This window comes from Phycisphaerae bacterium, from assembly GCA_012729815.1.
Classification (GTDB): Bacteria; Planctomycetota; Phycisphaerae; order JAAYCJ01; family JAAYCJ01; genus JAAYCJ01.
The window spans coordinates 1-15098 of sequence record JAAYCJ010000251.1 but is presented as its reverse complement, the minus strand read 5'-3'; the positions used below and the strand labels follow the sequence as shown (position 1 = coordinate 15098).

Genomic DNA, 15098 nt, shown 5'->3' with positions numbered 1-15098 from the left:
GCGCATTCCGCAAGTGCGGAACAGGCGCACCCTGAAGGCTGGGGATCGGCGGCTCCTTTTCTGGGCGCGGGGTCAGTTAACGTTGACCACGCTGTTGAGAGTGCCCAGTTGGTTGGTGACCTGTTCCTCCGCCTTGGGGTCCTGAATCCAGTCGCCGTCGGCTACGAACTTGTATTCGTGCTTTCCCGGCGGGAGTTTGATTTTGGCGCGGAAGGTTCCGTCCTTGCTTTTGGACATCCGCTTGGCGTTCGGGTCCCATTCGTTGAAACTGCCGACCAGGAAGACTTTCTTGGCTTCGGGCGCCACGTCACAGATGAAAGTCACATCCCCGTTCTTCTTCTTTTGGACTGTCACGGCAATACCCCTTTATACCAATATCTGCCTGACGGACTTGTCGCGTCCTATGTCCTGGAACGTTTTGTACACCAAGGCGCGGCGAAACGCAAGGGTCAAGTTGATATGAAACAATCGCCGGCGAAGAAGTTTTGTGACTTGATCCAAGCCGGTGAGGGCAATTAGAATATGGTGGACGAACGGCCGGAACGGGGGCCGGCGTATGGGAGGCTGACGGATGCGACGAGCGAAGCTGGTGATCATGATCGTGGTTGCCGTTCTGGCCCTGGCGTTCATCGTCCAGAACACCGAGCCGGTCCGGACGAAGTTGCTGTTCTTCGAGGGGTCATTTTCGTACGCGCTGGTTTTGATCATCACGCTGATTCTGGGATTTGTGATCGGGTTGATCGTGGGGAATCTTTTGTCGGTGAAGAAGTCCACCGGCCAGCGGCCCTAAGGGCCGGTGGAGGCGTCAATTCGGGGGATGGATGGGCTTCGACGAAGGGGGTGGACGCTTCGTCGGACAACTGCAACTGCGTGAGGGGTAAAGACTTCCGTCGCCGCGTGGGCGTTTGGCGCTCGGTGGCGGGCGGCTGGTCGGAAAGGACACGGGCATGATTGCAGGGGTGGTCAGGGAGACGTATCCGGGGGAACGGCGGGTGGCGCTGGTTCCCGCGGCGGTGGTCCCGCTGGGCAAGTCGGGGCTGGAGGTGTTGATCGAGGCGGGGGCTGGGATCGAAGCGGGGTATCCGGATGACACGTATCGCGAGAGGGGTGCGCGGATTGCGGCGGACCGGGCGGAGGTTTTCGCGCGGGCGGACGTGATCGTTGCGGTTCGGGGTCTGGGGGCGAATCCGGCGGCTGGGCGTGAGGATCTGGATCGGATGAAGGCGGGACAGATCGTGGTGGGGATGCTGGATCCGCTGTGGAGGCCGGAGGCGTGTCGGGAGTTGGCGGAGCAAGGGGTCGCGGCATTTTCGCTGGAGCTGATGCCGCGTATCACGCGGGCGCAGAGCATGGACGTGCTGTCGTCGATGGCGACGATTTCGGGGTACAAGGCGGTGCTGCTGGCGGCTGAGGCGCTGCCGCGGATGTTTCCGATGCTGATGACGGCGGCGGGTACGGTGACACCGGCGCGGGTGTTCGTGGTGGGCGCGGGGGTGGCGGGGCTTCAGGCGATCGCGACGGCGCGGCGGCTTGGCGCGGTGGTGCACGGGTACGACGTGCGTCCAGCGGTGCGCGAGCAGGTGGAGAGTCTGGGCGGCAAGTTCGTGGAGTTGCCGCTGGAGACGGCGCAGGCGGAAGGGACCGGCGGATACGCCAAGGCGATGGACGAGGCATTCTATCGGCGTCAGCGGGAGATGATGGCGAAGGTGGTGGCGGAGAGCGACGTGGTGATCACGACGGCGGCGGTGCCGGGGAAGAAGTCGCCGGTGCTGGTGACGGCGGAGATGGTGCGTGGCATGGGGCCGGGTTCGGTGATCGTGGACCTGGCGGCTGAGCGGGGCGGGAATTGCGAGCTGTCGCAGCCGGACCAGACGGTGGTCGAGGGCGGCGTGAGCATCCTGGGGCCGACGAACCTGCCGGCGACGATCCCCTACCACGCCAGCCAGCTGTACTCGAAGAACGTGGTGACGTTCTTGAGCCACCTGGTGAAGGACGGGCAGTTGGCGTTCGACATTGAGGACGAGATTTCGCGGGAGACTCTGGTGACGCGGGACGGGCAGGTCGTCAATGACAGGGTTCGAGCGGCGTTGGGGATGGAGTCGCCGCCGAGCGAAGGGAGGGCTGGATGATGGTGATGTTCGTGAGCGCGCTGACGATTTTCGTGTTGGCGGTCTTCGTGGGGTTCGAGGTGATTACGAAGGTGCCGCCGACGCTGCACACGCCGTTGATGTCGGGTTCGAACGCGATCTCGGGGATCACGCTGATCGGGGCGCTGATCTCAGCGGGGACGGAGCAGCGGGACCTGGCGACGTGGCTGGGGTTTGTGGCGGTGGTGTTCGCGACGATCAACGTGGTCGGCGGATTCCTGGTCACGCATCGGATGCTGGAGATGTTCCGGAAGAGGGGTTAAACGATGCACGAGGCGATCGTCAACATATCGTATCTGGTGGCGGCGGTGCTGTTCATCTTCGGCCTCAAGGGATTGAGCCATCCGCGGACGGCGGTGAGGGGAAACCTGCTGGGCGCGTTGGGGATGCTGCTGGCGGTGGTGGTGACGCTGCTGTGGCAGGGGATCGTCCGGTACGAGCTGATCATTGCCGGGTTGGTGATCGGGGCGGGGATCGGGGCGATTCTGGCGGTGAAGATCGCGATGACGGCGATGCCGCAGTTGGTGGCGATGTTCAACGGGTTTGGCGGCGGTGCGTCGGTGCTGGTGGCCGGGGCGGCGCTGCTGGAGGCGGTTTTGATAGCGGAGTCGGCACCGGAGATTGGCGAGGCGCAAGTGCTTCCGCTGCAGCTTCTGGTGGCGACGGTGGCGTCGGGGATCATCGGGGCGGTAACGTTCTGGGGGAGTTTCGTGGCATTCGGCAAGCTGCAGGGCGTGATATCGGAAAAATCGGTGGTGTTCGGCGGGCAGCAGGCGATCAACGCGGTGCTGTTCGCGGTGGCAGTGCTGCTGGGGGTGCTGGTGGTGTGGAATCCGGAGGCGACTTACGTCTACTGGATTCTGGTGGTGGTGGCGTCGGTGCTGGGCATTCTGCTGGTGATTCCGATCGGCGGGGCGGACATGCCGGTGGTGATCGCGTTGCTGAATTCCTATTCGGGACTGGCGGCGGCGGCGACGGGTTTCGTGCTGAGCAACAACGTGCTGATCATCGCCGGATCGCTGGTCGGGGCGTCGGGATTGATTCTGACTCGGATCATGTGCCGGGCAATGAACCGGTCGCTGACGAACGTGCTGTTCGGGGTGATGGCGCCGAGCGAAGCCGGTCCCAGCGCGGATCAGGTGTACGGCGGGAAGGTCAAGTCGGCGTCGGCTGAGGAGATCGCGATGGTGCTGGAGAGCGCGAGGCGGGTGGTGATCGTACCGGGCTACGGAATGGCGGTGGCCCAGGCGCAGCACGCGGTGCGCGATTTGACGAGCCTGCTGGAGAACCGCGGGACGGAGGTGGAGTTCGGGATTCATCCGGTGGCGGGACGGATGCCGGGGCACATGAACGTGCTGCTGGCGGAGGCGGATATTTCGTACGAGAAGCTCAAAGAACTGGACGACGTGAACCCGACGTTCGCGCAGACGGACGTGGCGATCATCATCGGGGCCAACGACGTGGTGAACCCGGTGGCGCGGACTGACCCGCACAGCCCGATCGCGGGCATGCCGATCCTCGAGGTGGACAAGGCCAAGACGGTGGTGGTTATCAAGCGTTCGCTGAGTCCGGGTTTCGCGGGGATTCCCAACCCGCTGTTCACGGCGGACAACACACTGATGTTTTTCAACGACGGGCAGAAGGCGATTCGCGAGCTGATCGCGGCGGTCAAGGAACTGTAGTCGACGTTGACCGGGTTGATGGTAGGCGATGCGTGCGCGAGGGCATTCTCCTATGGCCGGACGCGGCGGAGGATCGGGTTGTCGGCGGCGTCGATGAGGGCGAGGTTGCGGCGGATCAGGTCGCTTCGTTGCTGAACACAGGCGTAGGAGCGGAGCGGGTCTTGGGGCGTGTTGGTCACGTAGTCGATCAGGCGGTCGATGGTGGTGGCGGCCACGTGGATGCGGGTGTCGGAGGAGGCGTAGTAGAGGAATACGCTTCCGTCGTCGCGGGCGACCAGGCCGTTGATGAAGGCGACGTTGGAGACGTCGCCGATCCGTTCGTCGCCGAACGGGGCGATGAAGTAGCCGCCGGGACGGTGGGTGACCTTCCAGGGTTCGGCGAGGTCGCACATGAAGGCGTAGATCACATAGCGGAGTCCGGCTGCGCAGTTGCGGACGCCGTGGGCGACGTGGAGCCATCCGCGGTCGGTGCGGATCGGGGCGGCGCCGGCGCCGTTCTTGCTTTCCTTGATGGTGTGGTAGGCCTTTGGGTCGATGATGGTCTCATCGCCCACGACGGCGTGTTCGATCGAGTCGGCGAGTCCCCAGCCGATTCCGCCGCCGCTGCCCGCCTCGATGAAGGTGTCCTGCGGGCGGGTGTAGAAGGCATACTTGCCGTCGATGAACTCGGGATGCAGGACGACATTGCGCTGCTGGGCCGAGCTGGACTTGAGGTCGTCGAGACGCTCCCAGCGGTCGAGGTCTTTCGTTCGGGCGATGCCGCACTGGGCGACGGCTGAGGAGGTGTCGCCCGGAGGCGCATTCGGGTCTTTGCGTTCGCTGCAGAAGAGGCCGTAGATCCAGCCGTCGTCGTGGCGGACGAGTCGCATGTCGTAGACATTGGTGTCGGGCCGATCGGTTTCGGGCATGACGACCGGATAGTCGCGGAATCGGAAGCCGTCGACGCCGCTGCGGCTCTCGGCGACGGCGAAGAATGACTTGCGGTCGCAGCCTTCGACGCGGCACATCAGGCAGATGGTTCCGTCGATCTCGATCGCACCGGGATTGAAGACCGCGTTGACGCCCAGACGTTCCAGCAGGTGCGGGTTGCGGCGGCGGTCGAGGTCGTAGCGCCAGAAGAGCGGCACGTGGGCGTTGGTGACGACGGGGTATTTGTAGCGCTCGTACCAGCCGTTGTCCCAGGCTGGGTCCACCTCGTTGCTTCGGGCGATGAGCCGTTCGTGCCGTTCAACCAACCGGGCCAGCCGGTCGGCGAAAACGTCCGCCATGCCGCACTCCTTTTGAACTGGAAGGCATGTTGGTAATGTACAGGGAGCCGGGCCGAAAGTGAACCGAAATCACCCTGTTTACCGGGAGCGGCCGAGCCAGCCGCGCAGGCGGGTCCAGAGGGATTTCGGCGATTCGGGCGGCGCGGGTCTGTTGTGGACGATGGGCCGGCAGCGGCCGCCGCAGCGGCGGCAGATTTCGATGCGGAACTCGCCGTAGTCTCGCTGTTCGACGCAGTTTCTGCAGAAGCAGGCTTGGCAGGCGTCGCATTGCCAGGCGGCGAGGCGGTCCGGATGCTCGGCGCACGTCTTGGGCGGTGTCGGCATGAACGGCGGCGGCTTGGGATCCTTGAGGCCCATGCGGTCATTCCAGGATGTTACGGCGCGACTACTGGCCGGCCGGCTGCGTGGCGGCGCCCGTTTTGGCTTCGAGGAGGCTTTTGCCTTCGATCAGAGCCCGCAGTTCCTTGCGGAGTTTGGACCGCAGGTCCGGGCGGAGCGCGGTGTGGACGGCCTGGATCCGTCCGTCCTTGCCGATCACCATGCTGGCCGGAAAACCATCGACGTTGTAGAGTTTGGCGATCTCGCCGGCCTGGTCCATCACGACGGGGAATTCCCAGCCGCGCTGCTGCATGGCCTCGCGGACCAGATCGGGCTCCTCGTTGACGTTGACGGTGTAGAACGCCACCTGGTCGCCGTACGTTTTCGCCATGTTCTGGGCCACGGGTATGGCCACGGTGCATGGTCCGCACCAGGTCGCCCAGAAGTCGAGAATGATCACCTTCTCGCCCTTGACCTGGGAGAAGTCGAACTGGCCGCCGTCGAGCAATTCGCCGGTGAAGTCGGGCGCCAAGCGGCCGAGCATCGGGTGATCCTCCTCCGTCGGCAGGAAGGACTCGACCTTCTCGGCATTTTCCGGCGGCGTCCAGGCGAAGCGTTCATCGGGAATCTCGCTACCCGTCTTCCACTGGTTGAAGTTGACGATCACGCTGATGTTGGTGCCCCTGAGTTGTTCCGGCTGGCGGGCTCGTGCCTGTTCGAGCATGCGCGTCAGATCGGGCGAGAATCGCTGAACCAGCGGTTGATCGCCGGTTCGCACCCACAGGTCCCAGTCGACCTGTTGTTGGGCGAATCGCAGGTGGTGGCACTGGACGCCATCAATTTCCTCGACGCCCACGTACCGGGCCGCCGTCACCTCGCGGGTCAGACGATCGTAGGGATCCTCCGTGAGCAGCCCGGCGGCGAAACTGACGCCGCCGAAGGCGGCTTCGAGGATGTAGTCGTTGTCCTCGATGAGCTCGGCAATGGTGTCGGGGGCTGGTTTGACGGTGTACTTGTTCAACTCGGGCAGATAGACGTGGGCCTGCCTGCCGTTGGAGACCAGCGTCACGCCGCGCTGGCCCTCCTGCAGGATAATGGCCGCCTTGTCTGGCCGCGCGACGGCGAAGGTGTGCAGGTTGCTCTGCTCCTGGTTCGTTTTTTCCGAGGTCATCTTGACGGTTGAGACCAGTTCGAAGGAGAATGTCTGGAGGTTTTGAATGTACTGCGTGAGGTCGCGGAGAACTTTCTCGGCCTGCGGTTCGATCCGCGGCTGGGTGGCCGGGGTGGTCTGAGGAGTCTGAGCGGAGGCCACTGCGGTTCCGAGCAGCAGAACTGCCAGTGCGCGGATCGTCATTACCCTGTGAAACAAAAGGTTCATCATATTCTCCTTTATGATCCCACCCCTGGGCGGGAGTTGACGTCAATCCCCGTCGCGAGTGTGTCTACAGAAGTAAATCACGGACACTGCTGAAAGTCAAGCTGAAGAAATCCGGTACACTTTTGTCTATGGCTACGTTCGGGTTAGGCAGACATCACCCGAATGGAGCCGCCAAGGTTGTCTTGAGTGGTGATCAGAGATGGGCTACAGTATGGACCGTATCGTTTTCAGAAGGGACACCGCAAGCGGAGACGTTAACGTGAGCGTGCAGTTCCAGGTTTTCGACTCGCTGGATCGCGTCTTTCCGGACACGCCGGTCGGCAGCAAACCGCCGAAGCAGGTCAGCCTCGCCGCGGCCCGAGGGACGCGGGCGTCATTCCAACTCGCAATGTCCGGGCTGACTGCGGAACCGGAGTTCACGCTGGCGCCGTTCGCGGCCGAGGGACGCCGGGCAGTCAGGCTCTCCCACCGCATCCAGCGGGTCCTGTACGTGCCGGTGGAGGTCAACACGTCGTGGGACCCCCTGCTCGAGCCGCCGGCCAAACGCCCGAAGGAAATGCCGATTGACATGTACGTGGACGACCGGCTTGATCCGAGAATGGCTCCACACGTGGTGCGCAAGGCCCCGTTCGAGTTGGCTGAGGTCCTGGCTCCGCTGGGGGCCCGTCCGGTCGAAGCAGTCCGGCCCAACGTGTTCTTTGTGGCGGTCGACACCAAGCCGAATACGCCGCCCGGAACGTACCGGTCGACGCTGACGATCAGAACCGCGGGCGAAGCGATTGAACTGCCGATCGAGCTGACGGTCGGCGAAAACAAGCTGCCTTCGCGCCAGCGGCTTCGGATCACCAACTGGTTCCACCTGGCCAACATCGCCCGGTTCCACGATCTGGAGATGTGGTCGCCAGCCTATTGGGCGATGCTGCGCAAGTACGCCCGACTCATGCGCGAGTACGGCCAGAACGTCTTCTGGATCCAGAAAGAGGTCCTGATCGAGAAGGGGTCGGACAAGCGGCCGCGGTTCAACTGGCCGCGTTTCGACCGTTACGTGAGGCTGTTTCTCGATGAGGGGTTCGAGGTCATCGAGGGCTGTCACTTCGTGGACCGCCGGTTCGAGGAGGGCTATCAGCCGTCGGGCAACTACTACCTGGCCGAGACGACCACGCCGGCTTTGAGCACTGAAGGTCAATGCTTCATGCACGAGATGGCGGCCGACCTGTGGCGGCACGTGCGGAATCGCGGCTGGGACGGGATATATCTGCAGCACGTGGCCGACGAACCGCACCCCAAGGAAGCCGAGGCGTACCTTCGCGTGGCGAACCTGCTGCGCCGGGCAATGCCTGGCGTGCGGCTGATCGAGGCGATCCTGGGCACCCCGGCGGTGGTCGGCTCGCTCGACGTCCACGTACCCAACTTGGCCGACATGCACATTCCAGGCGTCGATCGCGACCCGTACTTCGACAGCATCTGGAATTACGAGAATTTCCGCAAGGTGGCGGCCACCGGCGGCGGCGAGTTATGGATCTACTCGTGCTGCGGCCCGCGTGGACCGGCCCTCAACCGGTTTCTCGATTTTGCGTTGATCAAGACGCGGCTGATCCACTGGCTCAACTACGTTGGCGGGGCAACCGGCTACCTGCACTGGGGACTGAACATGTACCGGGAGGACCAGGACCCGTTTCGCCAGTCGGTGGGCAAAGTATTCGACGGCCAGTGCCGGCTGCCCCCGGGCGACACCCACATCATCTGGCCGGGCGACGATGGGCCGTGGCCGTCCCTGCGATTCGAGGCCATGCGCGACGGCATCCACGACCATGAGTTGCTGCTGGCAATGCAACAGAGTGAGGGTGAGAAGGCGGCGAACCGGCTGGCCCGGCGGGCGGTGCGAACAGCGGTCGATTACGTTCGTGACATCGGCGAGTTCCGCCGTATACAGCGCAAGCTGATCAAGGCCTGAGTCATCGACAGCCACATAACCTCGCTTATCCCATACGGTTACGGTATATTGTATTCCATCCCGATCCGGATTGGCTCTCCGCCCGGTCAAGACTGGTCTGGGTGGCCTCGCCTGACGAGTTTTTTCCGCGCACTTCTTGACATAAAGTGCGCGTTCATGTACCATGATTGGCATGAGAAGGCACAGTGACGTTTCGGCGTTGGTGGAAGAGGCAAGCGGCGACCGGCTGGTCACCGACCGGGTAGAGCGGGCCATCCGCGGCGAGATTGAGGAGATGCGCCGGCAAGGGCGGTCGATGCTGCCGCGGCAGAAGGAACTGGTTCGGCGGTATGGGACGAGCCTTCGGTCGGTGCGGGAGGCGATGGGTCGGCTTCAGAAGGCAAGGCTGATCCGGTCGGTGCGGGGCAAGGGGACGTTTCTGGTGGATCGGCCGACGACGACGCGGAATGTGCTGCTGGTCTGCGACAGTACGCACTATCCGTACCAGATCATGTGCATCAGCGCGCTGACGCGGCTGCTAAAGGCCGGGCGGGCCACCACGAACCTGGTAATCTCACATGACCTGTCGGCCGACTGGGAGCGGATCGTGCAGAAGCATCCGGGAACCGGCGGCGCGGTGCTGATCAGCCCGTATCCGAGGGACGCGGTGGCGGCGTTGGTGCATGAGAGCCCAATCCCGATCGTCTGCCTGTGCGAATTGGCCGAGCGGTTTCGCGGGCCGGCGGTCTGCGACGCGGTCCTTCCGGACAACCAAGCCCTGGGCTATCGATGCGTGGAGCATCTGGTCCGACAGGGCCACCGGCGGATCGCCCTGGTCAGTTGGGAGCTTTCGCAGGCGGGCGGTTATGAGATTCAGCAAGGGTATCTCAAGGCCTTGCTGGCGTTTGGCATTCCGTACAAGTCCGATCTGGTGGTGGAGTTGCCGAACCTTCCGGTTGAGGACGGGGCGTTCTCGCGGCCGCCGGCCATCCCGGTGGAGTTGCTTCGGAACCGCCTGGCGGCGTGGCGGGAGCAGGGAACGATGCCGACGGCGATGATCCACGGGTCGGCTTCGGAGCTTCAGGTGCGCGATCTGCTGGAGCACTGTTTGGAGAATTGTTTCGCCGCGGATGCGGTTGTGGGCTATCTGTATCGCGAGCAGTTGCAGACCGGATACAACGGGTTAGGTGAGGCGACGGCGATCTGCGTGAGCTTTGAGGGGCTGGCGCGTCGGGCGTTGGAACTGCTGTTCCGCCCGCGTGGGCCGAACGAGCCGCCGGTGCGGGAGATTCAGGAGCGGATGGGCCTGTATCGCCGGGTGGGCGGCGTATGGCGGGAGGTGGAAGCATGAGCCCAGCGCGTAGGATGAAAGCGTTTACCCTGATCGAGTTGCTGGTGGTGGTGGCGATCATCGCGGTGCTGGTGAGCCTGCTGCTTCCGGCTCTGGGGCGGGCGAGGGCGATGGCAAAGCAGACGACGTGTCTGGGCAACATGAGGCAACTGGGTACGGCGACGCAGATATACATGTCGGATAACCAGGACTGGTATCCTATATATGGGGCGTCCGGCGGGCTGGTGAGGCTGTTCCAGCCGTATCTGCCGCGGCCGGACATGACATCGGCGTGGAGCGACGTTTTTTCGTATTCGCCGGTGTGGATCTGTCCGCTGCAGCCAACGGGCAACCCGTGGGGCATGTCGCCCGCTTATGGGTGCAATATCACGTTCGGATGGGACGGGAAGTACTGGCCTCCTTACACCAAATGGGTGCGACCGGCTGATATCCCGAGTCCGGCGGGTGTGGTGTGGATGACCGAGGGCGGGTACAACAACCGGCCACCGGGGACCTACTACAGCATCACCTATCCGGTGGACTTCGTACAGTACGACAGCGGTCGCTGGCTGCAGGAGATATTCCCGCACTACATCTACGCGGGCACGAATTGTCGCGGGGTCTGCTATCGACACGACATGCAGGCGGTCTGCGTGCTCGCCGATCTGCACGTCGAGGCGATCTCGTACGGGCGGCTGGAGGCATCCGGTTACTGGCAATGGTAAGGATGAGCGTGTTCCGGAGTTGAGAGCCCATTCCGGCGTATGGTCTGCGCCGGATAGTCCAATTCACGACAACCATGAATGAGGGATACGATGACGAAGACGTTTCGATCGGTTTGTTGGATGGTTGGTGCGGTGCTTCTGCTGGGAACGGGTGTGCTGGGCGATGACGGCGTCGCCGGGTCGGGCGCGTCCGGGCTCACCGGAGTTCTGGAGACTCCGGCGAGGGTTTTTCGCGACCAGGAGGCCAGCGGTTCAATCAAGGTGACCGTTGGTCCGGAGGCGGCGCAGCCGGGGGCGATCTACCTGCGGTACAAGAGCCGCCAGCCGTTCGTCTCGCTGATCGATTCGCGGTTCGACGGCGCGGCGGGCGCCAAGGAATACGCCTTCGCCCTGCCCGCGTTGAAGTTTGACGGTTACAGCGGGACGTTCGAGTTGTTCCATCGCGATCCGAACGGGGTCGATACCGTGCTGGCCAGCCGCGGGATTGAGGTGTTCTCTGAACCCGCCCCGCAGCCCGGCGACAACGTGCTGGCCAACGGCAGCTTCGAGTTGTCCGGCTCGTTCTGCGGTACGCGGCTGGGTTATGCCGACTCGTATATGTCGAACGCGGGCTGGGAGGGTCATCGGATCTGGACGTGGGCGGACCTGGATGGCTGGTGGATCGACGAAGGGACGCGTGAGGCGGTGCAACCGGTGGACGGCGGCCACAGCGGCGGCAAGGCGCTGAAGCTGGATGGCGGCGTGGGCAGGGTCTCGGTCGTGTCATCGCTGGGCCGCTATGTCTCGCCTGGGACGTGGACGCTCAGCGGGTACGTCAAGACCACCGGGGCGAAGGCGTCGCTGGTGCTGGATTTCGTCGGCGGTGTGCGGGAGGCCAAGGAAGGCAGGACGCAGGTCCGTTCGAGCGTGGACCTGCCGGCCGAGGCGGGCGAGTGGACGCGGGTGAGCCTGACCCAGGAGTGCCCGTCGATGCTTCAGCCGTTCGTGCACATCGCGGTCGAGGAAGGCACGGTGCTGATCGACGACCTGCAACTGGAGATCGGCGGCGAACCGACCGCGTTCAACGTGCGGCCGCAGGAATTTCTGCGGATCGCATTCGACGGGGTCGAAGCCGGCCGGCTGCCCATGTGGCTGACCACCGGGTCGAGCGAGCGGACGATCACGGTGTACAACGATTCACGCGAGCCGTTGGGTGGCGTCGTGACGCTGCATTTTGGGCCGTGGAGCATTCCGGACCTGCAGGCGATCGGCGAGTTCGACCTTTCCGAACTTCCGCCGGGTCAGTCGCGGCAGTTGGCTTTTTCGACCGAGTCGCTTCGCCCGGACGGCTATGTCCTGTTCGCGCGATTGGCGGACGGCGGCGACGTGATCGTGGACGGCCGATGGGATTTCGACCCGTACGCCTTCACCGCCTACGGTATCACCAACATGCTGCGATCGCGCAGCGTCGGACGCTTCAGCCTGACGCCGCAACTCGACCCGATGAAGATATTCGGGATCGGCAACACGACGATCCGCAAGGGCGGGGCGAAGCACGACTGCTCCTACATCGAGCACCACGTGTTCTACCGCAACCTGGGCATGGTGTGCGGGCGAATGTGCGCCAGCGATGACGAGACGTTCATGCACGCGGCGGCGGGCGGTATGGGCATGTACAACCAGCATCACTACCAGGGCATCGCGCCGGGGCACGATTTCGTGAACCCGCTGGCGCCGGAGTTCGTGGACATTCACGACCCGCGCGGCGTGGAGTGGGTCAAGGAGAACGGCGGGAAGTTCGGCCGCGAGCAGGGGTCGAACCCGCTGGTGGTCGGCGTGCAGTTGGCCAACGAGATGTACTGGAGTTTCAACGGCTGTCCGTGTCCGACGGCGGCGGCGGATGAGCACTTCCGCAACTGGTGTAAGCAACGGCACGGCGACCTGGCGACGCTCAATGACCGCTGGGGCACCGACTACGGCGACTGGAGCCAGGTGGATCAGGTGATCTCAGCGAAGTTCTACCAGAAGCTTCTGGCTGAGAAGGACAATCAGGTTCCCGGCGGCTGGGGCATGCTGCATTGGGGCGCCTCGTGGCCGAAGGAGGCGGTGGCGGAACTTGATCGTCTGCCGGGCAAGACGATGGACTGGATGCGCTGGCGGACGGAGACCGGCGTCGAAGGCTACAAGACCTTCCGCGACGCGGCGAAGGAGGTGGATCCGCGGACGCTCTACGGCACGGACCTGCCGATCGCGAACTTCTACAAGTACTTCTTCATGCCGTTCGTGCGGGCGATGGACGCGGCGATGATCAACGTCCGCTACACCTCCGGGTATCAGAATTCGTTCGGCGTGCCGCACGAGTGCATGGCCAGCATCGAGATGGCTGAGTCGGTGGCCGACGAGCAGAGCAAGCCGTTCTGGGGCATCGAGGTCTATCATCAGCCGTACTGGCCGGCTGAGTCGGCGGGTTTGCAGAACTGGGGGCTGGTGGCGCACGGGATGGATTTGACGCTGATCTTCTCGTGGTATCCGTTCTCGGACCGGGGCACGCCCAACGACATTCTCGAATGGGAGAAACGGCGTTTCAAGGAGACCGACGACCCGTTCGAGCGGGCGTGCTGGTACATGATCGACGCGGACGGAGCGCATCTGCCGGCCTACGAGTCGTACGCGCGAACGCTCCGGGAGATTCGCCGATACCACGAGAGTTTCGACGGCCGATCGATCAAGCGTTTCCCGACCGACGTGGCGTACTACGCCTCGAACGACACCGGCGAGTACGCGACGCTGACCACGCGGTCCGCGCCGTGGGGCGCGTTGTCGGAACGGGCGTCCTATACGGTGTGCTACCTGTTGCGGATGGCGGGAGTCGCGGCGGACTTCGTCGACGACGCAACGCTTCCGGAGCAGCCGGGCGAATACAAGACCCTCGTCGTTCCGCTCTCGCCGGTGCTCAGCCAGGAAGCGGCCGGTCGGATCGCCGGGTTCGCCAAGGCGGGCGGCACGGTGGTGCTGGCGGGCGTATCGGGCCAGCGCGACCCGTGGCTGCGGAAGTATGAGAACCTCGGCGGACCGGCGTGGGCGGAACTGGCCTGGACGGCGCCGGAGTATCGCGAGGAGTTCGGCCGCTACGTCTTTGATGAAGGCATCGCCCTTCCCGAAGAGCCCGGCCGATCGGCCACCGATACCGCGGGCACTCCCGAAGAGAAGCGGGACGAGACGCTCAACGAGGCCAAGCTGTTCCGCGGCGTGGATTTCGGCGTGGTGGCGCAGGCGGAGCCCATCCGCGACGCCGCCGGCCAGGTCATCGGGTGGCAGCGGCCGTGGGGCCAGGGCCGGCTGATCGTTTACGGGATCTGCCCGGATACCTGGACGACCGATCCGCACGTGACGGGCAATCTGGCCGCCTGGAGCAAGCAGATGATCGAGTTGGCGGAGATTCCGTTCGCCGGCCGGTGGACGACGCTTGAGGCCGCGGACGCCGACGGGCACGAGCTCGGGGCTGGGCTGCCGGCGGTGGATCTGGTGGTCCGCGTGAAGTCCGATCGCGAGAAATTCGTGTTCGCCCTGAATCAGGGTGGAGGCGGTGAGGGGTTGATCGAGGTCCCGGTCGGCGAGGGCGTTTGGCGGGCCCAGGACGTGGTTGATCCGCGGCGGCCGGTGGAAGGCGGCGTGGAAAACGGGATCTGGCAGACCCGTACGGCTGTGGGGCCGCTGGGCTATCGCGTGATGCGTCTGGTCAAGGAATAGCGGTCATGAAGTCGAAGGCCGGATTCACACTGATCGAGCTTCTGGTCGTGGTGGCGATCATCGCGGTGCTGGTGGCGATCCTGCTGCCGGCATTGACAGCGGCCCGCGAGCAGTCGCGGCAGGTCCTCTGCGCCGGTCAGTTGAAGGCGATCGGCACGGCCAGCGCCCTGTACCTTACCGAGGGGACGGGCCAGTTGCCGTTCGCCTTGTACGGCGAATCGCTGCGGGTCTACCTGCACCCGTATCTGCCGGGTTTTAACCGCGCGGATACGTGGTGGGAGGCGTCGGTCAACTGGAACTGCCCGTCGGCGCCGTACGCCTACACCGTCCACTACGGGATGAACGCGGGCGTGTGCATGGGACGGCTCTCGACGGATTGCTGGGACGGGAACGTGTCGCGGCTGACCGTGAGTCAGATCGCCGAGCCGTCGCGGTTCATCTGGGTGGCGGAGACCGGCTATCCCGCATTTCTCACCAGTTCAGCGGATGAGGTGGTTTTGAGGGGATGGGGGGCGGGGTCGGGACGGAGGCGGGCCGAATCGCGGTCACCGTAGGTGCGATGGCCGCCAGGCGCCATGATTTTTCGGG

13 protein-coding genes are annotated in these 15098 nt (G+C 64.2%); 9 read left to right on the top strand and 4 right to left on the bottom strand.

Annotated features, from left to right (window positions below; genetic code table 11):
* Positions 1-72 precede the first annotated feature (72 nt).
* On the bottom strand, positions 73-360 hold the full coding sequence (locus GXY33_16525) for a glycoside hydrolase family 13 (protein ID NLX06744.1): 288 nt from the start codon (positions 358-360) through the stop codon (positions 73-75).
* A 211-nt stretch (positions 361-571) separates the two neighbouring features.
* Between GXY33_16525 and GXY33_16520 the strand changes: the two genes are divergently transcribed.
* The 4 genes from GXY33_16520 (at position 572) to GXY33_16505 (ending at position 3829) form a co-directional block, all read left to right on the top strand.
* Positions 572-790 (top strand): LapA family protein, encoded by a 219-nt coding sequence (locus GXY33_16520; GenBank protein ID NLX06743.1) that lies wholly within the window; start codon positions 572-574, stop codon positions 788-790.
* 157 nt (positions 791-947) lie between these two features.
* Positions 948-2129: a Re/Si-specific NAD(P)(+) transhydrogenase subunit alpha gene (locus GXY33_16515; GenBank protein NLX06742.1), complete on the top strand. Its 1182-nt coding sequence runs from the start codon at positions 948-950 to the stop codon at positions 2127-2129.
* Positions 2129-2410: an NAD(P) transhydrogenase subunit alpha gene (locus tag GXY33_16510; GenBank protein NLX06741.1), complete on the top strand. Its 282-nt coding sequence runs from the start codon at positions 2129-2131 to the stop codon at positions 2408-2410. The genes GXY33_16515 and GXY33_16510 overlap by 1 nt, the downstream gene beginning before the upstream one ends.
* Before the next feature lie 3 nt (positions 2411-2413).
* Positions 2414-3829, top strand: a complete 1416-nt coding sequence (locus GXY33_16505; protein ID NLX06740.1) for an NAD(P)(+) transhydrogenase (Re/Si-specific) subunit beta — start codon at positions 2414-2416, stop codon at positions 3827-3829.
* A gap of 50 nt (positions 3830-3879) precedes the next feature.
* Here the strand turns inward: GXY33_16505 and GXY33_16500 are convergent, their stop codons facing one another.
* The 3 genes from GXY33_16500 to GXY33_16490 form a co-directional block, all read right to left on the bottom strand.
* A complete protein-coding gene (locus GXY33_16500; GenBank protein NLX06739.1) occupies positions 3880-5097 on the bottom strand; it encodes a glycosidase in 1218 nt (405 codons plus the stop codon).
* Positions 5098-5175: 78 nt separating this feature from the next.
* Positions 5176-5454: a hypothetical protein gene (locus GXY33_16495; GenBank protein NLX06738.1), complete on the bottom strand. Its 279-nt coding sequence runs from the start codon at positions 5452-5454 to the stop codon at positions 5176-5178.
* A gap of 28 nt (positions 5455-5482) precedes the next feature.
* Entirely contained in the window at positions 5483-6793 is a 1311-nt protein-coding gene (locus GXY33_16490; protein NLX06737.1) for a DUF2092 domain-containing protein, read from the bottom strand.
* Positions 6794-7052: 259 nt separating this feature from the next.
* Here GXY33_16490 and GXY33_16485 point away from each other — a divergent pair, with 259 nt between their 5' ends.
* The 5 genes from GXY33_16485 to GXY33_16465 all read left to right on the top strand — a co-directional run bounded on the left by GXY33_16485 (position 7053) and on the right by GXY33_16465 (position 15064).
* Entirely contained in the window at positions 7053-8747 is a 1695-nt protein-coding gene (locus GXY33_16485) for a DUF4091 domain-containing protein (GenBank protein ID NLX06736.1), read from the top strand.
* Positions 8748-8919: 172 nt separating this feature from the next.
* Positions 8920-10077 carry a GntR family transcriptional regulator gene (locus tag GXY33_16480; protein NLX06735.1) on the top strand — a complete coding sequence of 386 codons (1158 nt, stop codon included), beginning with the start codon at positions 8920-8922 and terminating at the stop codon, positions 10075-10077.
* Positions 10056-10781, top strand: coding sequence for a prepilin-type N-terminal cleavage/methylation domain-containing protein (locus tag GXY33_16475; protein NLX06734.1), 726 nt, complete (start codon positions 10056-10058; stop codon positions 10779-10781). The genes GXY33_16480 and GXY33_16475 overlap by 22 nt, the downstream gene beginning before the upstream one ends.
* A gap of 90 nt (positions 10782-10871) precedes the next feature.
* The gene (locus GXY33_16470) at positions 10872-14510 is read left to right on the top strand and encodes a hypothetical protein (GenBank protein ID NLX06733.1); all 3639 of its coding nucleotides are present in this window, start codon (positions 10872-10874) and stop codon (positions 14508-14510) included.
* Positions 14511-14515: 5 nt separating this feature from the next.
* Positions 14516-15064 (top strand): prepilin-type N-terminal cleavage/methylation domain-containing protein, encoded by a 549-nt coding sequence (locus GXY33_16465; GenBank protein ID NLX06732.1) that lies wholly within the window; start codon positions 14516-14518, stop codon positions 15062-15064.
* Positions 15065-15098 lie beyond the last annotated feature (34 nt).